This is a genomic window from Ruegeria sp. CG8 (genome assembly GCF_056537165.1).
Window position 1 is genome coordinate 633,631 of record NZ_JBQFRA010000001.1, and the last position, 24,705, is coordinate 658,335.

Genomic DNA, 24,705 nt, shown 5'->3' on the forward strand with positions numbered 1-24,705 from the left:
GGTCTTCCTGCGGACCGATCCTCCCACTATGCACATGTGCCCCGAGATTCTTTTGACCCGCTGATCCCGTGGTGCATTTTTCTGACCCGATCCGGTCAATTTCAGCCAATTTCTGCTTGGCCGTCAGGCGCCCGCGCCCGTAGCGTGTCGGAGAGCGAAAGGGTGATGTGGATGCCGCAAGGAGAACAAAAGGACGGTTTGTCCCTCGTACGTGCTACGGTCCTCGGCCCCGTCGTAGCGATGATGCGGCGGCTCGATGCGGATCCGGCCTTTGCGCTCGGGCTGCATGGATTGAGCGAGGAACAGGTCCTGAACCCGGCCGAGTTCATCCCGCATGACACGGTCTATGCGGCGCTGGCCTCCATCGCCGACATCACCCGGCCGGATATCTGCGCCTTGGCGGGACAACAGACAGACCTGTTGAAGTTCCTGCCGCGTGGGGCGCTCCTCGGCCAGTCGGTGACCCTTGGCGATTTCTTCACCCGGTTCACCCAGATCGTCTCGAAGGAAAGCAACGCGGTGTCCTTCCGGCTCCTGATCGAGGAGGAACACGCCTACTTCACCACCAGTCGCAATTTCGAACCCGAGGTGTCGCCGGGCCATTCGGACGCCTTTCTCGTCGGGATCTGGATCTCCCTGCTGCACCGTGTTCTCGATTTCCGATGGGATCCAACCCAGGTTGTTCTGCGCCTCTGCGATCCGACCCTGCTGCCGGAGCAGTTTCATGGCGTGCGGGGCATCAAGTGCAACAACAGGGGATTCTCCATCCGCTTTCCGGCGGCCTGGCTGTCGCTTCCAATCAACCCCGAACTCCTCGTGAACCACGACAATGATATCGAAGAACCGGTTCAGGTCGATGTGCCCCTGGACTACCTCGAAGGCTTCGAAATTCTCGTGCGATCAAGGCTGTCCGATCCGGCGCTGACGGTGAGCGAGGCCGCCCGGATGTGCAGCATCACCACCAAGGTGCTGAACAAGCGCTTGTCCTCCTACGGAACAACGGCGTCCAAGGTGATCAACCGGCTGCGGATGGAAAAGGCCTCCGAACTGCTCACCACATCTGATCATTCGATCAAGGAGATCGCCCAATTGGTCGGCTTGTCCGAAACATCGGCACTCACCCGAGCCTTCACGCGGAACTTCGGCATATCCCCGAAAGATTGGCGCAATAAGGAGGCACAAGAGGCCCAAATTGCCGGAGCGCCTGCAGATTAGCCTGACCCCGCTGCGACTTCTCGACTACCGCAATCTCTCGGAACCTCGGTCGCCAATGGTAATGCCGAAGAGATGCATGAACCGGCGAGCCCTTCGCGGGGAGCAATCGATGGGAAAGGAGACCTCCATGCTATCCGCAGCGAACTCCCGCTTGCCGCCCAACGTGCTGATCAAGCATGACCGCTTTGGGCTGATTGCCTCCATCGTTCTCGGCAATGGGAGCGGCGGATTTGTCCGCAATGCAGTCATTGAGCGTAGGTGAGCGAACGTCTGCCTCGAGCCCAAAGCGGACTGAAATTTGCTCGCCAAAATGAATTGCGGCGATAGACATTCTCTTGAGCGGTCTAACCCATCACTAAATGCATTCACCGCCATCGATAACCAAGGCTTGCCCCGTCATAAAAGCGGATTCATCTGAAGCTAAATAGACGATCCCATGGCCAATCTCTTCAACTGTCGCCCACCGACTCATAGGGATCGCCTGCTCGATGTAGCTTTCCAGTTTGGCACGGCCACCCATCTGCTTTTCGAAGCCTGCATTGAAGGGGGTGTCTACAAATCCTGGACAAAGGGCATTGAAACGGATTGCATGGACAGCGTAGTCGGCTGCCATCTGCCGGACCATCGCAACAGCTGCGTGCTTTGTAGTCGCATAGGCGATCATACCCCGGTCGTATTGAACCCCCGAATTGGAGGCCGTGACGATCACGCTGCCTCCACCTTGTGATTTCATATGGGGGACGGCTGCGCGCGCGGCAATGAAGTGAGCGCGGACATTCAATGCCCAAGAAGCATCCATTCCATCTGGTTCCACTTCTTCCAGCGTTCCTTCGATCTGCAACCCAGCATGAGAGTGCAACACGTCAAGCCGACCGAAGTTTTTTACTGCTTCGTCTATGGCTTTGGTAAGGGCATCGTCATCGGTCACATCAAGCTGTATGGCAGATGCTTGATTTCCCTGCGCAACGATCGCGGCCACAGTGGCTTCAGCAAGTGTTGCATCGCGATCGGTTACCACAACATTCGCACCCTCTTGTGCCATTGCCATTGAACCCGCCCGACCAATTCCTGATCCCGCGCCCGTAACGAGCGCGACCTTACCTGCAAGCCGCATGTCACTTGGCTCCTTTATTTAATTATTCGATTTTGAGGCGCCTCGGCGCAAAAGCAGCTGCGCTGCTACGAGCAACAAGAGCGACGCGCCCATAACCATAGTGCCGATGGCATTGATCTCGGGTGTTACGCCGCGCCGGATGGATGAGAATATGTAGATTGGCAGGGTTGTTTCTGAGCCAGCTACGAAGAACGCGATGATGAAATCATCAAATGAGAAAGTGAAGCTGAGCAGGAAGCCTGCCAAAATTGCCGGTGCTATCAACGGCAGGGTCACCTGTCGAAAGGTGCCCCACGGCGTCGCAAAGAGGTCAGCCGAAGCTTCCATGAGCGCGCGGTCCATACCCGATAGCCTTGCACGTACGATGATTATGACCAGCGCCATTGTGAACATGGTGTGTGCGGCGACAAGCGTGGGCATCCCCATGGAAAGTTGCGGGGGATTTGCTCCATCGGGCCATAGGCTTGCAAGAAGCGGGTTTAGCCAGCCGAATACAGTGACCAGGGCAATGAGTGTCGCGATGCCGATGACGATACCGGGTATCATTATCGCAATATAAATCATCGCATCAAACAAAGTTCGGAGCCATCCCTTAACCCCTTGTAAAGCGATGGCCGCCATGGTTCCGAGAGTGGATGCGAGGCAAGCAGTTATGAATGCCGCAAGCAGACTGGTCTCGAGCGCGTCCATTACAAATGGGTTGTTCAGCGCTTTACCATACCATTGGGTCGAGAACCCCATGAACTGGCTTGCGTGTCGTCCGGCATTAAAGCTGAAAAGCGCGATGATGCCGATTGGAATATAGAGAAAAAGGTAGACGCAAATCGCGTATAAGCGCATCGGACCCTCACATCAGCGAGACATCTTCGCGCTGGCCACCCAGGCGCGAGATGAATTTCATGTAAATTGAGACAGTGACAAGCATTACGACAACCAAAGTCATTGCGACCGCCGATCCGTACGCCCAGTTCCGAGACTGCAGGAACAGGTCCACCAGCGCATTTCCGACGAAAAAGACCTTTCCGCCGCCCAAGATCGCTGGGATCAGAAACTCGCCCATCAGCAAGATGAAGACCAGCATGCAGCCAGTTGCGATACCAGGTACCGACAAAGGAAGTGTCACCTGACGGAACGTACGCCATGGGGTAGAGCCGAGATCAGCCGATGCTTCCAGAAGGCGTTTATCCAGTTTGTCTAAGCTTACAAAAATCGGGAAAACCATCAGAGGTAGATACCCATAGACAATCCCGACAAGCACAGCGAACGGCGTATTTATCAGGCGGATATCATCGATGCCGATCGACTCCAGTAAAGCGGGCAAGCCACGCCCCCCAAGGATGAAAATCCAAGCGTATGACCGGATCAGGATCGATGTCCAGAACGGCACGATCACTAGGATCAACAGCGAAGTTCTCCACTTTGGTGAACAACGCACTGCAAGAAAGTAGGCGAGCGGGTAGGCAATTACCAACGCAGCGATAGTCCCCAGAGGTGCAAGGATCAAAGTGTTCTTAAACGCCGTCCATCGCGCAGGAAGGTTGGCATATTGTTCCAACGTGAACGCTGGAACGTAGCCTCCGGCGGCACCCCGTTCGCCAAAGGAAAAGACGAAGACGACCAGCAGAGGAAGGGCTAGCATTACCAAAAGCCATATTCCTGCTGGAGCCAGCAACAGTGCTTTTCTGCCTCGTTCGGTCATTTTGTCCTCGTCTTTTCCGATATTGGCGGCCTTGCCGCTTAGGCCGACTTGAAGCGGGCGAGCAACTCGGCACGGTTTGGATCGGTTAGCGTAGCCGCCGCGCCGAACTCGAGTGCATTCAGAAGGTCAGCTGCCGGATAAAGGATCGGATCTTCCAGTAGTTCCTTCGGCAGCAACGCATTGGTGCGAGCATCAGCCGATGGATAGCCGTGGGCGAGGACTTCTTTCGCATTAACTTCCGGGTTCAGCAGGAAGTCGATCAAGGCATAAGCGGCATCCATATGGGGTGCGCCCTTAGGAATAGCGTAGTAGTCGGACCAGAGTTCACCGCCCTCAGTTCCCAGAACGTAGGCGATTTCAGGCATGTCGACATTCATCTGCTTGCCGTCACCTGTCCAGCACATCGTCATCCAGGCGTCACCGTTACGCATCGGTGGCTGATAATCCGACGAGATTGCAAACAGATGCGGTTTGGCATCCAGTAACAATTTCTCGGCATCCGCCAGTTCCTTCTCATCGACCGAGTTGAAGGAGTAGCCGAAGTATTTCAGGGCATTACCGATGGTGGTGAGTTGGTAATCATGCACCATTGTCCGGCCTGAGTAACCTTCCATAGTAAGGTCCCAGAACTCTTTCCATGTGGTTGGAGTCGGAGCGCCGTCAAGCTTGCTGGTGTTCACTGCAAAGCCAGTCGTGCCCCAGTTTTTTGGGACCGCGTAAAGCTGGCCATCGACAGAACCGGCATCGGAAAAGCGCTGTTCGAATGAACCTGCGTCGTAGTTTGGCAGTTTGGACGTATCGAGCGGGATGATCAGATCTTCACCCACATACGTAGTGATCGTGTAGTTGGTTGGAACGAAAACGTCCCAGCCAGACCCTCCAGCCTGTAGTTTTGCCAACATCTCTTCATTCGAGCCAAAAACATTGACCTGAACATGGGCGCCAGTGGCTTCCGTGAAGGCTTCGAAGTTCATCTCGTCATGGTAGTTCGGCCATGTGGCGAGGATCACTCGGTCGCCAATGTCCCCGGCAGCAAATGCCGGGCGTGGACGCAACCCAGGAATGGCCGTGCCCAGAACGGCCGTTGCCATCCCAAGACCTGTCACGCCTAAGAAATGTCGCCGTGTAACCGAACCCTTTTGGTACCGGCGAAGCTCTTCCATGAACTTTTGCTTGGAAATAGTCCCATTATCCTTGGTCATTGTGAACCTCTCTGTTGTTGGATTGCGGGATTTGTTATTTTTCCAGGATCAGCAGTGCGCCTTCGCCCCATGAAACAAAGGCCTGCTCTCCTGCATTGAACGTCCCCTCGTTCAATTCCGCTTGCCTTGGCACAAGTACATGGAAATCACCCAGTGCTTCGTTGCGCGCAAGGTATTCTGTGTGCTCCCCAAGGAAGATCCGATTTTGAATGGTAACTGGCAGAGCGATTTCAGCTGTGGGTAGCGCGCGGGTCAGCGTGATCTGTTCAGGACGGATACTAACGCACACTTCCTGCCCTGCATCTATTGGAATCTCCGGAGTTCCGTGCACCTTTTGGCCACTCGCTAAACGCACAGTGATTTGGTCGGTTGCTGAGTCAGTCACAGTTGCATCAAAGAAATTTGAGGTGCCTACAAATCCAGCCACGTAGCGGCTGCGGGGCATGTCATAGAGTTCGCGTGGGCTGCCAACCTGCACAATACTGCCGCCTTCCATCACACAAATTCGGTCGGACATTGAAAGCGCTTCTTCTTGGTCGTGCGTGACGAGGACAAAAGTTATTCCCAGTTGTCGTTGCAGGTTCTGCAGTTCAAACTGCATTTCTTTTCGAAGCTTTCGATCCAGAGCAGCCATTGGTTCATCAAGCAGCAAAAGCTTGGGCTCGTTTACGATCGCACGCGCCAAAGCGACGCGTTGCTGCTGACCACCAGACATCTCCCAGATGCGACGTGGGCCAAACCCACCAAGACGGACAGTTTCCAGCGCTTGCTCAACCTTTGTCGCGATTGTTTGTTTGTCTCCGCGTGGTCGTTGTTGGCGCAGGCCGTACGCGATGTTGTCGAACACGCTTAGGTGAGGAAAAAGAGCATAGTGCTGAAACACCATGTTGACTGGGCGATGGTGCGCATCCAAGTCGTTGACGACTTCTCCATCGAGCAACACCTGACCTTCGGTTGGCTTCTCGAAACCTGCCAACATTCTAAGCGCAGTGGTTTTGCCGCAACCAGATGGGCCTAAGAACGACAGGAACTCTCCTTTCCCAATGGAAAGATTCAGGTCTTTGGCGGCGACCACATTCCCGAAGGTCTTGGTCACTCCTCGGAGTTCCGCAATCGTCTGCATGGTGACGCTCATGTCAAAGCTCATATACTGCCGTTTTCCTTTTGCTTGATTTTTTGGCATTTGTTGGCATACCACTCAAACAAGGAAAAAGTAACAATAACTCGGAATAACTGTATATACCACAATTGGGGTATAGAGGTGCTTTTCGAAAATCTGGAGCGGCGTGTGTACGATTGGATGGAAGAGGCCGGCAGGGTCGTGGAGAAGATCGGAACCCCAGAATTTCCATGTGCTTTGGCAGATGGCTTACGGCAGGTCGCACCATTTGATTTTACGGTGGTGTTTGGCCATGTTGGAACCGAAGCACCAATAGACCTTCACGACGATTTCCCCAAAAGCAAACGGCGTATTTTTGTTGAGGATTACCAAGCCGGGCCCTACGTACTTGATCCATTTTTTTTGGCCGCGACAAAACCAATAACACCGGGTCTGTACCGCATGCGCGATATCGCACCGGACAGGTTCTATCAGGGCGAATACTATCGCAGCTATTACAAAAGGACTGGGTTAGCAGAGGAGATTGGCTACTTTATCGATATCCCAGGCGCTGGGATGGTTGTGGTCTCGCTCATGCGAGCAGAGAAGCCTTTTTCCGCCAAGGAAATTCGTCATTTGCACGCTCTATGGCCGCTCGTTCGGGCAGCCTGTTGCAAACATTGGAGTGACTTTCCAACGATGGCCCGCGGCGCCGCAGCGAATGGCGTTAGTCGTCGCGTTGATCTAGCATTCCAGGCATTTGGCGATGGCGTTCTGACGCCACGAGAACGAGAAGTCGTTGAGTTCACATTGAAGGGCCATTCGGCAGAAGCTGTTGGCACAATTCTCGGCATCTCTCCAGGCACAGTCCGCATCCACAGACGCAACATTTACGCGAAACTTAGGATCAACTCGCAGGGTGAGCTTTTTTCAAAGTTCATTGAAAAGGCGCTTTAAAAGGTTCCTTGAACACCCACTTTATCCGTTTTGCCGACCTTGCTACCTTGTGACCCGGAAAACACCAAACATTTGGACGGCACTGTCTGATAGCCAAGGTACGCAACGGGAGAGGGTTGGGACGCCCGGGACCCATGTTGGGCTAAATTAATACCCGAAAACGCTTTCGGGCCATTGTCTATCTAACCGGATCAGCCGTTTTTAAAATGGCGTCAAGATACGAAAGGCAAAATTTCATGGACGCACCAGTTATCCAGTTGATTTTTATGCTCATCTTGCTGGTTGTCGTGATCTGGCTTTATATCCTGCCGATCACGATGGCAGGGCGGCGCAACCGATCCGGTTTGATCTGGTTCCTGATCGGTCTGGTTGGATCACCTCTTTTGGCTATTCTTTTGCTGCTGGCTCTAGGTGACGCACCCGAACAACCAACAACCTAATTTTGGGACGATACCATCTGACACTCAAAAGGGCTTAACCGGAAGGTATCTGGACGCTCGTGAGCCATAACGTCCTGCTCAGCATGCAATAAGGGTGCCAATTGAGACACTATACTTCCGGAAGTGAAGACAACAAATCCTTCTCACTCTCCACAACCGTGTACTGTAAACTTAAGGTCGGCCGATTTGATTGGAGAACCACAGACCGCTTCGTCCGCAATTCAGTCATTGAGCGTAGGTGAGCGAACGTCTGCCTTGAGCCCGAAGCGGACATTCGTAAAAAGATTTTGCAATTCCGAGACTGGGTGTAGGTGCGTTTAAACTTCTACATGTATAAGATTGATTTTATAAATTAATATGCTGAAACTTCGCCCAAAGTTTGCATGCTACAGAGAACCCATCGAACAAACAGGCTCTCAGGCTTCTATACGGTGCCCAATTGCAGTTTACTCCCAATCACCAGCAGACGAGCGCCACGTTTTAGCGTCCGCGTCCCAAACACTGGCCGTAACGCAAGGCGTTGGGTTTATTCCGTCGCAATCGGATCCATGAATACCTGCCACAACAACGCGTTGGCGCCCAAAATCAACGACTGTCCAGCCTTGATTGAGCAAGGATTGCACCTCTTCACCAACCCAAAAATGCGACATGCATCCGCCAGTTCCGCAATAAAGAGATGCGGCGCTTGAACACGCGAAACCAGACTCATTCAGAACCCAGTCGCGTCGTAGATCTCCGTCGAGGTCGACCCTCTCAACCGCACCCCAGTCTAAGTCAAACTGACCGTCGTTGAACTCCGCGCAGGCCTGTGCCGCCAGATCAACCTTCGCCTGCAAACCGGGCGGAAGTTGCGATACATCAGCCGCGACAGCTGGTGAGTTCCATACTAGACCAGAGACCAGCACAAACCTGGAAACTAAACCTTTCAATTGACGCACTATTTGGGAAGCTGTTTGGAAGGTGGCATCAATTGCACTGATCATATCTGTAGTCCCCGTATTCCAGCCAGTTTACCGAGCCTTCGCTAAAAATCAGAAACTCGGACCTGTCTTCCCCAAGCAGGGCGACGACAAATCCGGCGGGCGGCTCATAGTTTCCGAAGTAACTGTAGGCCGTCATGGCTCTGATCGACTCGCCGTTGACCGTTACTCGCGCGTCCCACTCCCCCTCTGGATTGTCCAGAATTACATATTCGATTTGGCGTTTTTTCGCTCCGCCACCACAATAGACGATGCCTTCGGGTGCTTCGTAGGAGGTCCCTTGGCTAGCATCTGAGTCGCAGGCGGAACGAAGGGATCGAATTGCTGCGCTGGAACCCTTCAAGTCAAAGATTCCGTAGCTGACATCTTGATCAATCATCGACAGATTAACCGATGCATTGGCCGCAAGCTGGTCCAGTACAAAACCATAGTCCTCTTGACTATTGAAACTGACCTCGACGGGATAGTTGTCGACGATCTGCACGGCAGCGTTTTCTGCGCCAACCTGAAATGCCCCAACCTCGGTAGTGCCGTTCTTCAAAAAACGAATGGAAAGCCCTTGCTTCTCCACAATGTCCTGGCTGTCCTCATATCCAGCTGGAGCGAAGCGGATACGGTTACACTGAAGTTCCAGGGTCATGTTTCCGGTTTGATTAAATGCATTGGGATTAGGCCCGGAGTTGAACGACCACTCCGCTGATGCTGTGGTCGCTCCTGCCATCAGTAGCATTCCAATGGAAATGGTTTTGAAGCTCATTTTTTCTCTCCATTGAGTTACGGTTCGCACTGTCATTCAGCAGAAATTCCGGCCCGTTGCCCGGACAACCAGGTCAGGAAACAGGCTCGCCGTATTCGTTTGCGCCTTCTTCCGAAGGGCGCGTCAACCACCAGATCATCAGAATGGACAGAACCAATTGAAGAATTGAGACAACAACAATACCGGTCACGCCCAGGACGGCCGCAGGTCCTCGCAATGCATCGGGGTTTTCCGTCCCTTGCTCCAATACCGAAAAGAACGCCACCCCACCCAGCATAACAAAGAGCGTTGTAATGCTGAGCGCCATCGGCAGCAGCAAATACCAGCCAGGTCGTCCTGTATCATGCAGCCTTCGCCAACCGGCGGCCAGCATAGGTATGAGAACAGCCAGTTGGAAAACAGAGGACAGGACCCGAGATCCCTGGCCTGTTTCGGGGTTGGTCCCGAATATGATCGTATCCAGCACAGCTAAAGCGGCACTCACGAGAACCACAAACAAGAAGAACCACCAGTATTCTGAGCGTATAGCCCGACCGGAGAACTGGAAGTATTTCGAGAAACACGTCTTAACGGCTTCACCAAATCCCATCTTTCAATCCCTTCATTGTTTTTGTGCGGCCTCAAATCGCTTCGCCGCTCAGGGGAACACACTCTTAGCTCCCAGTTACTTTTTTGTTTGAACGCAGAGGCCTATCGTACGAGAGCGTAGAGAAATTTACGCGCGGAAAAAATATTGATTTATTAAAAATTAGATTCAAACATGCGAATTCGACACAACTTTATTTTACCTCCGTTGTTGTCGGCCCCGGCAATCAACTCGATATCGTTCCCCCGACCAATCCGTTGGCGACAAATCTTTGAGATAGGTAAGCACCGGATCGAGCTGTGCTCAATTGGCTGAGTAGAAGCGGACGCTTCAAAAAGGAGCATCCAATTTCACTAGATTCGATGGACCCTGATGGAGAAGAAAATGACCAAAAAGACAGTGATGATTGCAGGCACAACTTTGTTTGCATTGCTTGCGGCATGTGACGAAACGAGTACGTCTAGCGCGTCCGCCGAACTCACACCCGCTCAGCAGGCGTGTTTGCGAGATGTAGCCAAAACAACGAACAATTCGCAAGTCGTTGTGCTCTCATCCGCGTTTAGCGAAGCTGGAACACAAGTCACTGTCGGTGTTGGTGAGGACCGTGCTCCTTGGAATTGCATTGCTTACAGTGATGGCGCGACAGCTGGTATCGAGTTCCTGGGCGACGAAGGCGCACTGTAATCTGGTCGCTGTGTATCTCGAAAGCACCAGTCGTGATCAAATTTGAGTACCGGTAAGCTCAGACATTCAAACCTCGTAATAGGATTGGGTTTTAACATGCTCAATCATGCTAAGGTTGTAGAAAATGCCCGTAACCAACTCGGTTGTAATTGCGATCATTTGCACTTTTTTGGCTATTGTATCAGTCCCAAAATACAGCATGGCCCAAACTTGGGACATCGCATCCCAGCACTCTGTCAGTGGCGTAACGGTGTATGATACCGATGAGCTGTTAACGTTTGCCGGTCAGTTGGCCTTTGACCGGTCGGGGCGCATCACAGCGGCGGATGTCGCATCAACGATTACGCAGATCTACCGAGAAGACGGTTACTTCTTGGCTGAGGCCTGGCCTGGACCCGATGGGCAGAGCATAGTTGTGGATGAAGGACGCATTCAAACCATCGAAATTGAAGGGGTAGATACGCGCACGTTCCAAACCTTGGAAAAGATCTTTCGCCCACTCACCACCGCATACCCGATAACTCTCAAACAATTTGAGCGGGCAGTTATGCTCGCCGAGGACATACCCGACTTGGACGTGTCGACCGAACTTGATTACCCGGATCAGGCTGGTGCTCGGCTGAGAGTATTGGGAGAGCCACTGCGAAAACAAGCCGGTAGTGCGACACTCGACAACCCTCCGCGTGAGCTGGGAGAAGCGCTCAGCTTCTATGTCGTGCAAGAGTTTTATTCGACGCTGACTGTCGGGGATTTGCTGCGATTTGAGGGGTCTGGCAACTACAATTGGGACAAAGACGACGAACACTCTTTGTGGGGCGCTGTTACCTATCGCACGCCGCTAAACAGCGATGGTCTATACGGTGAGGTTTTCTACGGAAACATAAATGCAAAACGTGACCTCTCGGGGGAGTTTGCAAGAACAGATGTTGATGGCGAGAACTTCACCGTCGCGTTGGGGTACCCCGTGATCCGCGATGTGGCCCGTTATGGATATCTTCTGCTGGATTATCGCCTTTCCGAGGCGGACTCAGTCAGTGGCGGCGTGCCATTATCCAGTGACGCAGGTGTCGTCGGCCTAACGTATCTCTATGGGCAAAACTATTCAAAAGGGCAAACTTTGGAGGCGGGATTAACCTTATCGTTTGGCAACAATAATACGACGGACGCGAATTTTGACGACGGCGACTCCTCATTCTGGCATCTACGGGGCGGCATTGGATACGAAAGCCCGCTTACGGGCTTGTCGCCCAACACAGCGTGGCGCACTGAGATCTGGGGCCAGTTCACAACCGACCGGCTGCCCTCGGTAGAGGAGTACTTCCTTGGTGATCGTTATGCTTTGCGCGGATATCGTTTTGACGAGGTTGACGGTGATTCCGGGATCTCCGCGGTTTTCGAAGTCTCTCATTCCTACTTCCCCAGGTCCCAGAGCATACATCGCTTGACGCCCTTTGCCTTTTTCGACGTGGGTTACATCTCGAACAATGACCCTGCGAGTTTTGAAGTTGAAAGTGCTACACTGGCATCGACTGGTCTGGGTTTGGACATTGAGTTTAAGCAGAACCTATTCTTGTCCGGATATGTCGCTGTTCCTTTGAGGGACGGTCCTTTGACCGACTCTGGCGATCCTGGCGCGTATCTTGCTCTGACAACAAGTTGGTGAGGATGTTATGAAACGGAACCGCATTGCTTTACTTTCCGCAGCTTGTTTGATTGCTGGACTGGCCGCCACGCAGGTCTTTGCCCGCGGAAACCAATACGGTTGGTGCCGAGGCGTAGGGAACCCACACCAGTCGAGCCAAGGATGCGGGCAGACCGGTGGGCAAGGGCCAGGCAATCAAATTACCGGCCCAACGCAGCCGGTGGCAAATCAATTGCCACCTCGAGGAACGCCGCAAACGCCCACGTCCGTTACAGTGCCGGTCCTTGCACCGGGCGCGGTACCGAACGCAATTCCCGGTCGGGTTCCTATCGCGACGCCAATAGCGGTTCCCGGTCAGGTTCCAACGCCGATCGTAGCGCCGACACTAGCTCCGCCATTGGTGCCAAACCCGACACCAAACCGGGTTCCGACGGCCGTTCCCAATCAGGTTCCGCCGTTGGCTACCGGACCGACTGCTGTGCCGCCGCAAGTTCCGACTGCGACTCCCAATCAAGTTCCGATAGCTGTCCCTGGCCAGGTTCCGCCTCAACCCAATGTGCCGCCCCTGGTGCCGACAGCAACACCTAACCAAATACCAGTCGCTGTCCCTGGCCAGGTTCCGCCTCAACCCAATGTGCCGCCCCTGGTGCCGACAGCAACACCTAACCAAATACCAGTCGCTGTTCCTGGTCAGGTTCCGCCTCAACCCAGCGGTCAAACTGCTGTGCCACCGCTCGTTCCAACCGCGACTCCCAATCAGGTTCCCACAGCAGTTCCTGGTCAAGTTCCACAGTTGACACCAAAACCTACGGCAACTCATGTGGCCGTCCCAGGACATCCGAAACCACAAGGCGTCGTGACAGTTATGCGCCCAAAGCCAAGGCCGACAACCGGTACTGTCCAGCCAACTGGCACAACACAAGTGACCCACCATTTGACCCACCAAAGCAATTCAAAGAAACACGATCATGTCGCAGCAACACCTGGACGGCATGACCCGCACGACTTACCCAGGTTCCGCAACGCAGCGACCAAGGAAAACTGGGAATGCGTTGCCAGCGGATTTGGACAGCGCCGTTACGATGCAGGGCGCGGTGTGTTGCTGAACAACGGAGCGTTGCGGCACCTCGGAAACGTGGACGCTATGGCACGAGATGTCCCTGCACGGCATCCAAAACACTCTGGATGCATTATTTCGGTTAAACGAAAGCAGCGCTGAAGCTCACTTGGTGGGTTTTGCTCGGACAATGAGATTAATCGACCAAAAGTTCCTCAATTGTCATCTGGGTCTTGTCAGAAGAACTTGTCTTGAGGCAGGCAGGACGGTTGCGTAGCTTTTGCCCATGACCAAACCTGCCTCTTTCAAGTACTTCAAAACCAGTCCCGAGGTCATCCGCCTTGCGGTGATGCTGTACATCCGTTTCCCGCTCTCGCTTCGAAATGTCGAAGATCTGTTGCACGAGCGAGGCATCGACGTGAGCCACGAAACCGTCCGAATTTGGTGGAACAGGTTTGGTCCAATGTTTGCAGCTGAGATCCGACGGAAGCGTGTGCAGCAGCTGCGCGCGTTCTCGAAATGGAAGTGGCACGTGGACGAGGTTTTCGTAAAGGTGAATGGCAAGCGACATTATCTGTGGCGTGCAGTAGATCACGAAGGTGAAGTGCTGGAAGCAGTTGTCACCAAGCGCCGAAACAAGGCTGCAGCACTAAAATTCCTCAGGAAATTGATGAAACGGCACGGTTGCGCCAAGGAGGTCGTCACAGATCGCTTCGCTTCCTACAAGGCTGCGCTCAGAGAAATAGGCGCGTTCGAAAAACAACAGACGGGCAGGTGGCTCAACAACCGCGCCGAGAATTCACACCTGCCGTTTCGACGACGCGAACGCGCGATGCAGCGTTTCAGGCGCATGCGAAGTCTACAGAAATTCGCCTCCGTCCATTCCTCCGTCTACGATCACTTCAACCAGGAAAGATCGCTAGCCAGTCGAGACACCTTCAAGCTGACCCGCGCCGCCGCTCTTAGCGAGTGGCGTCAGCTTTGTTCCGGATAGGTTCGCGGTTTCCGCGGCAAACTGAGACTGGTTCGAATTCGTCTGACAGCACCATCCCGAGCGCTCCCGCCTCAGGATCAGGCGCGCGAGATTTCGGATCATTCTGCTCCTAGAGCGAACGCACCTAAAGATGGGCGTGAACAACCGAAAGCGCGTGATTGAGAGTGTTCACTGCGAACTCTCTTTGGCTGTCCGGATCAATTAGAGGCAAACGTGCATCTTCCTGTTCTGGCTTGTCGCCCACAGGAAACTTTTCGCCTTCCAATACTGTTCCCCAAACCTGAATATCCTTGATTGCCATGGGATCCACCGTCAATGGGTTGTCATTCAAAATAGTGAAGTTCGCACGCTTGCCAGGTTCGATACTGCCAAGGTCCCGCTCAAGACGATGAGAATAGGCGGCGTTGATTGTCACTCCACGCAAGGCCTCTTCGACCGGGACCGTCTGATCCTGTCCTGCTACCCGACCGGAACTCGTCACGCGGTTCACCGCACACCACATTAGGAACAATGGATCACCTGGCGCCATCGGCATATCGGAATGCAATGACCAGGATACACCCGCTCGATCCAGATCACCAAGACGGACCATCTGATTGGCGCGTTCAGGACCAAGACCAGTTTTACTGTATTGATCCGCAAGTGCCGTCACGTAGTAGGGATTTGCTGAAACAATCGCGCCCAGACGTTTGATACGAAGGACCTGATCGGGCGCACTCACAGCAAAGTGCACGATCACCGTTCTATGATCGAAACGCGGGTTTCTGCGTAAGTTTCGCTCTAAGGCGTTCAATACACGGTCCAACCCGGCGTCACCGTTGACGTGAATATGAACTTGGTAGCCGGCGTCCCAATAGGTTTGAAACGCGCGTTCAAAGGCCGGCAGGTCCATCATCCACTCGCCATGGTAATCGCCAAGCGGATCGTCCCTCAGTTGAATGGCAAGGGAATATATCGCACCGTCCGCAAAAAGCTTGACGCTGCCTTTGGACATACTGGTCTTGCCACCATACCAGTCGACAAGTGCTTCTGTCTGTTCGATCACATCTTCAGCATTGTCATATTTGGCGATCAGGCTTTTTCCATCTGGAATGAAGCTCCACCGAAACGGCATTGAGGGTGCGGAGAATACAGCGTTCACCGCATCCTGAACCGGGCGTGCGAGAATGCCGCCGGGCTCGTTGCCGTAGGTCACGCCTTTCGCATGCAAATAATCGCGCATGGTCTCCAAACCAGCGCGAAACTTTTCAGGGGTCGCCACGTATGGCGCAATCAAAGGCAGAACTGCAAACAAACCCTGTTCCCAGAAGTGCCCATGCTCAAAGCTGGATTGCATCTTTTCTGAGTCGGACCAAGCGTCCATGACCTCCTCGGTAACGCCTGCGGCCTCCATTGCAGCTGAATTCAGGATGAATTCGTGGCAAGAGCGTGCCCACACAAAGATAGGTCGTTCGCTGCTGATCTGGTCAAGGTCCGACCGTGTCAATGGACCATAAAATGCAGCGTGGTATCCCCATGTCATGACAGGGGTGTCCGGGTCTTGCTGACCATCAACAGCTTCAGACAACCGTGCCAGAAAGTCATCCTTGTCCACAACGGCGCGTGATAAACCTTGTGGCAAGTCCCAGTCCTCTATCGAAAGAATGACGGACGAAAGGCTCAAGCCGCCCAAAACTGGGTGATCATGCTGGGCGATAAAGCCGGGAACGATGATGTGGTCGGCGAATGTGTCATCAACGGTGAAGGGCTGTTCACCAATCGCCTCTTGAACTTGCTCTCTAGTGCCGGTCGCCAAAACCCGACTGTTTACAACAGCAACGGCTTCGGCGCTTGGAAGGTCGGGATCAAGTGTGACGATCTCGCGCGCCGTAAAAATCGTGACTTCATCAAGATCGAGTATCGCTCCGCCAAGATCGGTCAGCGTGCCTTCTTGCCCGAACAATGTACTCGGAGCAACGAGGATCGTCGTGCTCGTCAAGAAGGACCTAATAAATGCCCGTCTGGAGGTGTTTCCCATGGTGGATGCCTCTCCCTAATGCACTTAACTAACACAAAATACGCAGATGTTTTCAATGCGGTTAACCAAAAGACGCCCGTAAGCCGCACCAGAAGAAACGCTATTCAGAGTTTTGCTGACTTGGAGTCCTTCGAACCGCAGTTCTTGATGGAGGCCAACCGAAGCATTCAGCCTCTGTCTTCCCCAAGCTGTCTTTGGGTTCGATCCGGTTACTCGCTCCATTGCGACCAATGTCTGTTTTAGTCCGCAGAGCAGTCATTCGTCCAAACTCTACGAGCACTGCTCGGAGTCATAATCTGACACTCGCCATCGAGTATGCTAAGCTGGATCGTGCGAGGCACACATACATTCAGAAACCGCATCTTTGGGAGGATGGATGTATGATCATGCGCATTTTTCAGGTGACAACGCGGCCGGGAAAAGAAGAGGAATTTGGCCGCTTTTTTCGCGGCACTGCGATCCCGTTGATGAAAAACACCCCTGGAATCGTGCACCTTCTTCCGGGAGCGCCGAGAGAGGATACGCCACGAGAGTTCAGTTTCGTTATGGTTTGGGAGAGCTTGGAGGCACTGAAGTCGTTTGTGGGAGAAAACTACCAAAGCCCGCACATCGATCCGATAGAAGCTGACCTCGTCGAGTCTCGATCCATCAAGCACTATGACTTGGTCGACGGCTAATCGCGAACGGGAGGATCAGGATGTCGAAGGGTAGGGGAAAATCGCTGCCAGAACGCGTCCTTGATCTGAACGAACCGAAGGCTGAGGACTTGGCGGCATTGGAACTCCGGTTGCGGGAGGCGCAGGATCGGCAAAGGGCGACCGCCAAAATCCTGGAGGTCGTCAACAGCTCAATTGAAGACCCTCAACCTGTTTTCAACTCGATTGTTGAAGCAGGTCAAACGCTGTTCCCAAAGTCGACAGTCAGCATTGGATTACAGGACGGCGACAAACTGATTTTGGGAGCAATTTCTGGTCCCGAACCGGCTGGTGTCGAGGCTTGGCGGCGTCGCTTTCCGGCGCCACTTCATCCAGAAACAATCCATGGCCATGTCATTTTGAACGGCGAGGCGATTGATCTGCCGGACGTCGCCGCATCGAAAGACAGGTTTCGTATAGGGGCTGGAAACTTCCTCGCCTCAGGGTTTCAGGCAGTCACCATGGTGCCGATTTCACAAGGAGGACAAACTGTTGGAGCTCTCGCCGTGTTGAGGCATTCAACCGGAAGACTTCAAAAAGAGCAGTTCGATATTCTCACAACATTTGCGGCACAAGCGAACATCGCCTTGGACAACTTGCACTTGCTGAGCCAGATGCGTGAGGCGAATGACACTTTGACACACGTGTCCAAACAGCTTGCCAAATACATGCCACCCCAACTCTACGAGTCAATCATTGCCGGCGACCAACACGCGGCTATCGAAAGCCGCCGCCGTAAGCTCACGATCTTCTTCTCAGACATCGTCGACTTCTCCGAAATCACAGATCATCTCGAAGCCGAGGAGTTGACTACTTTGTTGAATGAGTATCTTTCAGCAATGTCCGAAATCGCCCTGAAGCACGGCGCATATTTCGACAAGTTTGTCGGTGACGCCATGATGCTGTACTTTGGCGAACCCGAAAGCCTCGGGGTAGAAGAAGATGCCGCTGCATGTGTGCGAATGGCAATAGATATGCAACGCAACCTAAGACACTTGCAAACGGAATGGCAGCGCAAAGGATTGATCGATCGACCATTTCGCGCTCGCATGGGCATAAACACTGGCTACTGCACGATTGGAAACTTCGGCTCGGAAGACCGGATGGACTACACGGCTATTGGACGCGAAGTGAACCTTGCTGCGAGACTTGAGGCCGAGTGTGATCCCGGAGGTCTCTTACTCGCTGCCGAAACCTATTCTTTGGTAAAAGACTGGCTTGAGGTTGAGGAACGAGAGCCTGTTCGAGTGAAGGGATTTCAAAACCCCATTCGGACTTATGCTGCGACCGCTATTTATGAAAGTGCCGACCGCGATAGCCGCATTATTCACGAGGAAGATGAAGGCTTTTCTCTTACAGTTGATCGGGCTCGCATAAGCAAGGGGGCAATCCTCCGACTAAAGTCCCTTGTTTCAGGTCTGGACGACTAGCCAATTGTTGGGTCACGGCAGCTCAGTCCAAAACTTGTAACCTCACCTCTCAAAATGGCTGCACGACAATCGAAAGGCCAGTTTCCCGCCTCGCTGCGACGCCAGGACGTGCTTCATTGAGAATCCGCGTGTGCAAAAGACCGCTTGCACGCGTGCAAGTGGGAACCAAAGGCCATGCCAAACACGCTTCACAAGATGGTGAGTATCAGGCTTGGCAGCCCAGAGAGATGAGTTGCACTAATCGCACCGTGTACTGTGCTAAAAAAGGGTGGACTCGTATCACGTACAGCATCGGGGCATTCGTCATGCGTTTTTCTCTTGCCATCGCAACACTCGTTGTCTTGGCCACTCAGTCTTTTGCGCAAGACTCCTTTCTCATCGGGGACGCGCCGCTTCCCGTCGACATTGCAATTGATGTAACGCTAGATTCTCCTTTTCTTGGAATTTGGGCGGGGAGATGGGACTCTCGGAGAAGTCATATCCTCGTCGTCGAAAGCCGAGATGAGGATGGGTTGTTCAATGTTGTTTACTCGGTCGGACGTGGCCAGCATGGCCGCGGAAACTGGTTCCGGAGCAAAGCACGTTTAGACGGAAGCACGTTGGTGTTCACCGACAATGACTTCGGGGCGCGCTATTCAATTTCGGGTACGGGGCGACTGCGGGGCATCTATCCAACCGAGGACCGCGTCGCAATACTCGAGCGACAAACCCTCTCAGAAGTCCTCGCGACGGCGACCCGCCAGTGGTTTGAGGTTGGAACGCGAGACTTCCTTACGACGGAACTCCGAGAGGACGGCGCAACAGTCGAGCTTGCTGTGGCTATCTATCGACCTCCTGGTGATGGGCCTTTCCCGCTGGCTCTCGTTCATCACGGCTCAACCGGCTCTGGAACCGATCCGCAGGCTTTTAATCGGTTCTTTTCCAACGACTGGCTTGCGGACGTTCTGAACTCACACGGTTGGATCGCTGCGTTCCCACAGCGCCGCGGTCGGGGTGGGTCCGACGGATTGTATGACGAGGGCTTTGCTGAAGATCGGACCGAGGGCTATTCGACGGAGGCCCGGCTATCTTTGGCAGGGGCGGAACGTGCGCTGATGGATGCAAAAGCAGCGCTGCATGCGTTGCAGGAACGACCGGATGTGAGTGATGGATCGGTTCTACTGATTGGTTTCTCGCGCGGGGGCATTGTTGCCCTTATGCAGGCCGGCGACGATCCGGGAAACACCGCTGGTGTGATCAACTTCGTTGGGGGTTGGATGGCAGAGGGCTACGGTGATCCTCAAATCAATCCGACGCTCTTTCGACGTATTGGAACATTCGATGGGCCGGTGCTTTCCATCTATGGGGAAGATGACATGTTCTACAGCATCGAGCATTCCCTATCCAACCTCACCGCAATGGAAGCGATGGGTGCCAATAGTGAGACTCATATCGTGGCCGTTCCTGGCTACAACAAAGGTCATTGGGTATTGTGGTGGCCGATACTCTGGGAAGAGATCGTCAGCGACTACATCCGGCGCCTCCAGGATCAACGTTGAAACAATGAATTGGACTGCGACCCTGTTATCTCCGCGTTTTTTGCCGGATGCTTCGGTGAATTTCCGTTTCTGTCTGGAAGCAAGTTTTACCGATATGATTGGAATTGCGGCTTCTGTCTGCCGAGAAGCCAAACACTGAGTCTTGCGGGAAAACCGCTACGAGCCCGAAGCAGACCGTTGTCATTCTAGTGCCCGCGCCTCAAAACGCACATCAAAGCATGTTTGCAAAAGGCTCATGCAATTGAGCTTTACGTGACAATTCCGTAGGAAAAGACCTCTAAGTCTTCATCAAAACTCCGCAATGAATGCCGCCCCAATTTATGCGGCTCTTCAGATACCAGGCTGACAAAGTCGCCAGTTGCCAAAAGCCGCGCATCCAGTTTTCGCGTCAAGCTCTCTAACCTGCTGACTATCGCAACTGATGTGCCGGTTACCGTAAAATCCAAGCGCTTTTCAGTGCCAACATTCCCGTACACAGCCGCGCCAGTGTGCAAACCAATCCCAAACTCAGCACGGTCTGATGGATCAAGCTCTTTATGCCTTTGGAACGCTTCTCGCGCCGCCGACAGGGCAGCTTCGCACATGTCTTCGGGTAGTCTTCGTTGGCCATCAAAAGGAAAGATCGCAAGCAACCCATCGCCAACGAATTTCAGAACCTCTCCGCCGTGGTCGTGTACCGCCCCGCCGACGCAGTCGAAGAATTGGTTGACGGTCGCGACATATTTTTCCGGTGACAGGCGCTGGCTCAAAGCCGTAGACCCGTGTATGTCACTGAACAATAGAGCGCAGTCAATTTTGCTGACATCTCCCCGGGCTATTTGACCGTTCAATACAGATCGACCGGACACCTTGCCCAAGTAAACCTCCATCAACTCAGCTGCCAGGAACTGCTCTGACAGAACACGCGCTGTACCAAGCAAAGGTAGAGACAGTCGCGACAGACCATCTACCTCACGGTCTGTGAAACCAGAACGACGCTTTGTAGCAAAAGAGACTGACGCCCCCAAAGCCCACTCGACCTTGCCGTCAAATACAACGGTACGATTGCCGAATGGTGCACTGAATACGACGTAGTCGGTGACACCTGCCTCAGCGAGTTTTTGGAATAGCGGAAATCTGTCACGGGTCGCTTCGTCAGTCAGATCTGCTCGCATGAAAGGAAACTTGATCGAGCCGTTCGTAAGGTCGTCCGCCAAGTCCCAGACTTCCTTGTTGAAGTGCTGTTTCGCTATCTCATTGGCCAATTTCGAGTTCTCTCCGAAGGGTGCTTTGTCGAAGAGATCAGTTGTCACCGAGCTTCGTGGAAGAACAGTCCATTCAATTCGATGGTTGGAAGCATCCCATGTTGCGTCGAGCAATCCAATTACAGGGTGCATCATCAGGCGGCCCAAGGAAACACGCGAAACCGGCACGCCACCATCGATCAGCCTGTGACTTAGCTGCTCGACTAGCCCGCCAAGGTCGGCATCAAAAAAGGCCAGCTTCTGCAACCAATCTGCAATGCGGTCGAAAACATCCGCCATAACGTACACCTCTGCCACCATCTTGTTACAGCCGGAGGCTCATGTCATTGGGTTTGTCTTCGAACTCTCATTTCTCTTGCAATGGGTTTGCAAATTCTCACACGCGTACGCTCACGATTTTCAGACGAACGTCAGGTTCGAGCCCTCCTCAGACCTTGATCGCGTGCTCAGCATAGACAACGATTGGCTTGGTCTCTCGGCTGCATTCGACGACAAAGCAAAAGCATGTTTAAGGTTGTCAGCCCGCTTCGCACAATGGAGAATCAAATGCGTCGATCGAACCTGATGCTGCAAATAACTATGGGGGTAATGGGCGGTGCTGCATCTTCCCAACCGCTCTTTGAGGATTCCAAGGCCTTCAATCCTTCCAGCGAAACGGCAATGGCGATTACCGGGCCAGTAATCTTGTCTACCAAGCGGATAGTCTTCGAGACCGGCGCTTCTCTTGATCTCGAGGTTCATGACGCCAAGAGTTCAGGTAATTGGGGCGCGTCTGGTGACGTGCCTTTTGCTCAGGTATTCCGGGTATCAGGTGACGTCGGACCGTTGCGTCAGGGAAACACGCTTTGTGGAGACCAGCCAATCACATTTATGGCGGCCTGGAACGAAGAAAGTTCTGGGTTCGACTATCTCGGCATCGCGATGTTTACGGGTGCGGCAGCGCCTACAAGCGTTGATGACCAGACTATTTGTGCGACCTATTTCTACTCGATGGATGTTTCGGGCTAATTCAGAAGTTGTCCGAGGCTAGCCACTTCGTCCGCAAAGTAGTCACTCAGTGAAGACGCAGCGAACAGAGGATGTGAGCCCCAAGTGACCGATGCTGCGCGATCGACCGACGGCGGCTGTGCGCAGAAAGTTGACTTTGCAAAGTTTCGCGCTCGTCCTTTCGAGGATGAATATCAACTGGCAAATTTCTGCCGGGGATCCGGCTGGGCTCTTTTCATTACCCATTAGATCGCCTTAAAACTATCCGACCCCTCAAACCGTCAATGTAATGTCTTGAAGAACAGCGACAGCAAAGCGAATAAGAAACGGCCGTGCCTGCACGGTACTGCTCGCGCTGCGTTTGCGATGGGGCTTTTTGCTCTTGTTTCTGCCTGCGCTCAGGCCCCAAGCGGCGCGGATCTCGATCCAGAACGTCAGGCCATGGCGTTGCGCGAGGTCTCTCAAAAACAAGCTCGAGGGCAAAGGGTATGGTGCGTACCCTACGCACGTAACCTCAGCGGTATCGAAATTCGCGGAAACGCCAAGGACTGGTGGGGCAAGGCGCGCAATACTTTTGAGCGAGGCAATGAACCGGTTGTTGGTGCGGTCATGTCATTTCGAGCAACCCGAGGGATGCCGCTTGGTCACGTGGCTGTCGTATCCGATGTCGTCACTGACAGAGAAGTCATCGTGAACCACGCAAACTGGCACCGCAACAAGGTATCATTGAAAATGGGCGTCAAGGATGTATCCAAAAACAATGATTGGACATTGGTCCGAGTTGAAAGTCATCCGGGCCGGTATGGCAGCTTCTACCCGGTGAACGGGTTCATTTATCCCAATGTTGGGGAATAACTTAATTCAATTGTGAACCGCACACTGTGCGTATCCGACGGATGGGTCACAAGCGGCTCAGTAGTTCACGCGGGCCAGTGACGGAAAAAGTCCGCAAATCGGATAATTGTGGCGGTAGAGCGAGTGACCGCATCGAGCCCTCCGTGGAAGTGAAGAATTTACGCAGCGAGCGCTCGCAGCAAAATTACCCACCGCATCGCCGAAAATCACCCGCTGCATGACAGAGGAAAATGCGGACGTTCAGGCAGAACGCAGCGAGATTGCGATCCGGTATGACCGGGTCACGGACCAAAACAACCGTTCTCGTATTACTATGCAGCCAGTAAGTCGGATGCAAAATTGCAAAAGCTCGCGGCCGTTCACTCCGCCCTCTAAAATCACTTCAACCTTTAGCAATCTCTTACCAATCGAGACACCTTGAAGCTGACATGCAACGCTACCCTCGGCGAATGGCGCGAGCTTGGTGCAGCAAAAAGGCAGCTATTTGGGGCTGGCCGAGAATGCTTTGAGTTTGTTTGATGACGCTCTCTCGAAGTTTTTGAACACCGAAGCGACGACAGATTTTTTGCCGTCGCTTCGCCATTCCGCGAACTCAGTTCAGGACTTTAGGTAGGTGTCAAACCAATCAATGGTGCGGTCCCAGGCCAAGTTTGCCATTTCCTCGTCATACCGAGGCGTACTGTCGTTATGAAAGCCGTGGTTGGCATTCTCGTAGATGTAGGCCTCGTAAACCTTATTGTTGGATTGCAGCGCAGCTTCGAACTCCGGCCAACCTGCGTTGATGCGTTCATCAAGCTCTCCCATCTGAATCAGTAGCGGTGCCTGAATTCTAGCCACATCCTCGGAGGCCGGTTGGCGGCCGTAGAATGGCACGCCGGCTGCCAATTCGGGGTAGGCCACGGCAATTGCGCTGACCACACCACCGCCATAGCAGAAACCTACAGCGCCAACTTTCCCAGTACAGTCTTCCCGGTTCAACAGGTATTCGAAGCCATTGAAGAAGTCATTCATCAGCTCGACCCGGTCGACTGTCTTCTGCAACTCGCGCCCATCTGCGTCGTTGCCGGGGTATCCGCCAACCGACGTTAGGCCGTCAGGAGCCAGTGCCATAAAGCCTGCTTTCGCCAAGCGTCGCGCCACATCTTCGATGTAGGGATTCAGACCGCGGTTTTCGTGTATCACGAGCACCCCGGGCAGGGGTTCTTCCACACCAGCGGGACGAACAAGGTAGCCTCGGACATCACCCGTTCCGTTCGGAGAGGGGTAGGTTATGTAGTCTGCGTGGATATCGGGATCGTTGAACGACACCTGCTGTGCCAGCGCATAGTTCGGGCTGAGCATGTTCAATAACGCGGCAGCCGTTAAGCCGCCAACCGCGAATTTTCCGGCGCGGTCCAGAAATTGGCGTTTGGTGATCTTTCCGTGCGCATAATAGTCGTACAGATCCAGCAGTTCCTGATCGAAGTCTTTTGCTGTCATGCGAGTCATGGTCAATCTCCTGATGAGGTGGCGA

At 53.5% G+C, this 24,705-nt stretch carries 23 protein-coding genes; 12 read left to right on the plus strand and 11 right to left on the minus strand.

Annotated features, from left to right (window positions below; all coding sequences use genetic code 11):
* Positions 1-144 precede the first annotated feature (144 nt).
* Together ACR0EF_RS03110 and ACR0EF_RS03115 are read left to right on the plus strand one after the other, a co-directional pair.
* Positions 145-1,215, plus strand: coding sequence for a helix-turn-helix domain-containing protein (locus tag ACR0EF_RS03110; protein ID WP_170364437.1), 1,071 nt, complete (start codon positions 145-147; stop codon positions 1,213-1,215).
* 127 nt (positions 1,216-1,342) lie between these two features.
* Positions 1,343-1,477: a hypothetical protein gene (locus ACR0EF_RS03115; RefSeq protein WP_261392068.1), complete on the plus strand. Its 135-nt coding sequence runs from the start codon at positions 1,343-1,345 to the stop codon at positions 1,475-1,477.
* Between the two features lie 93 nt (positions 1,478-1,570).
* Here ACR0EF_RS03115 and ACR0EF_RS03120 read toward each other — a convergent pair whose 3' ends face one another.
* Genes ACR0EF_RS03120 through ACR0EF_RS03140 form a run of 5 tightly spaced genes read right to left on the minus strand, consistent with a single transcriptional unit; the run spans position 1,571 to position 6,377 of the window.
* The gene (locus ACR0EF_RS03120) at positions 1,571-2,329 is read right to left on the minus strand and encodes an SDR family NAD(P)-dependent oxidoreductase (RefSeq protein WP_010442231.1); all 759 of its coding nucleotides are present in this window, start codon (positions 2,327-2,329) and stop codon (positions 1,571-1,573) included.
* Positions 2,330-2,347: 18 nt separating this feature from the next.
* Entirely contained in the window at positions 2,348-3,169 is an 822-nt protein-coding gene (locus tag ACR0EF_RS03125; RefSeq protein ID WP_010442232.1) for an ABC transporter permease, read from the minus strand.
* Between the two features lie 7 nt (positions 3,170-3,176).
* Complete coding sequence (locus tag ACR0EF_RS03130) at positions 3,177-4,028, minus strand: ABC transporter permease (protein WP_093962199.1); 852 nt, start codon at positions 4,026-4,028, stop codon at positions 3,177-3,179.
* A gap of 38 nt (positions 4,029-4,066) precedes the next feature.
* Positions 4,067-5,230: an ABC transporter substrate-binding protein gene (locus ACR0EF_RS03135; protein ID WP_093962198.1), complete on the minus strand. Its 1,164-nt coding sequence runs from the start codon at positions 5,228-5,230 to the stop codon at positions 4,067-4,069.
* 34 nt (positions 5,231-5,264) lie between these two features.
* A complete protein-coding gene (locus ACR0EF_RS03140) occupies positions 5,265-6,377 on the minus strand; it encodes an ABC transporter ATP-binding protein (protein ID WP_170371949.1) in 1,113 nt (370 codons plus the stop codon).
* Between the two features lie 153 nt (positions 6,378-6,530).
* Between ACR0EF_RS03140 and ACR0EF_RS03145 the strand changes: the two genes are divergently transcribed.
* Both ACR0EF_RS03145 and ACR0EF_RS03150 read left to right on the plus strand, forming a co-directional pair.
* On the plus strand, positions 6,531-7,286 hold the full coding sequence (locus ACR0EF_RS03145; protein ID WP_170343062.1) for a helix-turn-helix transcriptional regulator: 756 nt from the start codon (positions 6,531-6,533) through the stop codon (positions 7,284-7,286).
* 236 nt (positions 7,287-7,522) lie between these two features.
* Entirely contained in the window at positions 7,523-7,726 is a 204-nt protein-coding gene (locus ACR0EF_RS03150; protein ID WP_058283652.1) for a hypothetical protein, read from the plus strand.
* Positions 7,727-8,172: 446 nt separating this feature from the next.
* Here ACR0EF_RS03150 and ACR0EF_RS03155 read toward each other — a convergent pair whose 3' ends face one another.
* The 3 genes from ACR0EF_RS03155 to ACR0EF_RS03165 all read right to left on the minus strand — a co-directional run bounded on the left by ACR0EF_RS03155 (position 8,173) and on the right by ACR0EF_RS03165 (position 10,052).
* On the minus strand, positions 8,173-8,709 hold the full coding sequence (locus ACR0EF_RS03155; protein WP_170343553.1) for a hypothetical protein: 537 nt from the start codon (positions 8,707-8,709) through the stop codon (positions 8,173-8,175).
* Positions 8,693-9,463 carry a hypothetical protein gene (locus ACR0EF_RS03160; RefSeq protein WP_170343554.1) on the minus strand — a complete coding sequence of 257 codons (771 nt, stop codon included), beginning with the start codon at positions 9,461-9,463 and terminating at the stop codon, positions 8,693-8,695. The genes ACR0EF_RS03155 and ACR0EF_RS03160 overlap by 17 nt, the downstream gene beginning before the upstream one ends.
* 73 nt (positions 9,464-9,536) lie before the next feature.
* Positions 9,537-10,052 carry a DUF805 domain-containing protein gene (locus ACR0EF_RS03165; RefSeq protein ID WP_170357387.1) on the minus strand — a complete coding sequence of 172 codons (516 nt, stop codon included), beginning with the start codon at positions 10,050-10,052 and terminating at the stop codon, positions 9,537-9,539.
* Between the two features lie 381 nt (positions 10,053-10,433).
* Here ACR0EF_RS03165 and ACR0EF_RS03170 point away from each other — a divergent pair, with 381 nt between their 5' ends.
* The 3 genes from ACR0EF_RS03170 (at position 10,434) to ACR0EF_RS03180 (ending at position 14,426) form a co-directional block, all read left to right on the plus strand.
* Positions 10,434-10,733, plus strand: coding sequence for a hypothetical protein (locus tag ACR0EF_RS03170; protein WP_170343556.1), 300 nt, complete (start codon positions 10,434-10,436; stop codon positions 10,731-10,733).
* A 124-nt stretch (positions 10,734-10,857) separates the two neighbouring features.
* Positions 10,858-12,396, plus strand: a complete 1,539-nt coding sequence (locus ACR0EF_RS03175) for a ShlB/FhaC/HecB family hemolysin secretion/activation protein (protein ID WP_170372910.1) — start codon at positions 10,858-10,860, stop codon at positions 12,394-12,396.
* Positions 12,397-13,718: 1,322 nt separating this feature from the next.
* Complete coding sequence (locus ACR0EF_RS03180; protein WP_170371456.1) at positions 13,719-14,426, plus strand: IS6 family transposase; 708 nt, start codon at positions 13,719-13,721, stop codon at positions 14,424-14,426.
* A 124-nt stretch (positions 14,427-14,550) separates the two neighbouring features.
* Here the strand turns inward: ACR0EF_RS03180 and ACR0EF_RS03185 are convergent, their stop codons facing one another.
* Positions 14,551-16,368: an amidohydrolase gene (locus ACR0EF_RS03185; RefSeq protein WP_480771312.1), complete on the minus strand. Its 1,818-nt coding sequence runs from the start codon at positions 16,366-16,368 to the stop codon at positions 14,551-14,553.
* A 455-nt stretch (positions 16,369-16,823) separates the two neighbouring features.
* On the opposite strand from ACR0EF_RS03185, the gene ACR0EF_RS03190 reads away from it, so the two are divergent.
* From ACR0EF_RS03190 to ACR0EF_RS03200, 3 genes are all read left to right on the plus strand, one after another.
* Positions 16,824-17,120 (plus strand): putative quinol monooxygenase, encoded by a 297-nt coding sequence (locus ACR0EF_RS03190; RefSeq protein WP_170371452.1) that lies wholly within the window; start codon positions 16,824-16,826, stop codon positions 17,118-17,120.
* A 20-nt stretch (positions 17,121-17,140) separates the two neighbouring features.
* The gene (locus tag ACR0EF_RS03195; protein WP_170371450.1) at positions 17,141-18,568 is read left to right on the plus strand and encodes an adenylate/guanylate cyclase domain-containing protein; all 1,428 of its coding nucleotides are present in this window, start codon (positions 17,141-17,143) and stop codon (positions 18,566-18,568) included.
* 305 nt (positions 18,569-18,873) lie between these two features.
* Positions 18,874-20,106, plus strand: a complete 1,233-nt coding sequence (locus ACR0EF_RS03200) for an alpha/beta hydrolase family protein (protein ID WP_170371448.1) — start codon at positions 18,874-18,876, stop codon at positions 20,104-20,106.
* Between the two features lie 248 nt (positions 20,107-20,354).
* Here the strand turns inward: ACR0EF_RS03200 and ACR0EF_RS03205 are convergent, their stop codons facing one another.
* Positions 20,355-21,629 carry an adenylate/guanylate cyclase domain-containing protein gene (locus ACR0EF_RS03205; protein WP_170339966.1) on the minus strand — a complete coding sequence of 425 codons (1,275 nt, stop codon included), beginning with the start codon at positions 21,627-21,629 and terminating at the stop codon, positions 20,355-20,357.
* Between the two features lie 225 nt (positions 21,630-21,854).
* Between ACR0EF_RS03205 and ACR0EF_RS03210 the strand changes: the two genes are divergently transcribed.
* Together ACR0EF_RS03210 and ACR0EF_RS03215 are read left to right on the plus strand one after the other, a co-directional pair.
* Positions 21,855-22,358: a hypothetical protein gene (locus ACR0EF_RS03210; RefSeq protein ID WP_170371446.1), complete on the plus strand. Its 504-nt coding sequence runs from the start codon at positions 21,855-21,857 to the stop codon at positions 22,356-22,358.
* A gap of 345 nt (positions 22,359-22,703) precedes the next feature.
* The gene (locus ACR0EF_RS03215) at positions 22,704-23,192 is read left to right on the plus strand and encodes a CHAP domain-containing protein (protein WP_170340103.1); all 489 of its coding nucleotides are present in this window, start codon (positions 22,704-22,706) and stop codon (positions 23,190-23,192) included.
* A 597-nt stretch (positions 23,193-23,789) separates the two neighbouring features.
* Here ACR0EF_RS03215 and yghX read toward each other — a convergent pair.
* The gene (gene yghX, locus ACR0EF_RS03220) at positions 23,790-24,680 is read right to left on the minus strand and encodes a YghX family hydrolase (protein WP_170339342.1); all 891 of its coding nucleotides are present in this window, start codon (positions 24,678-24,680) and stop codon (positions 23,790-23,792) included.
* Positions 24,681-24,705: the final 25 nt, after the last annotated feature.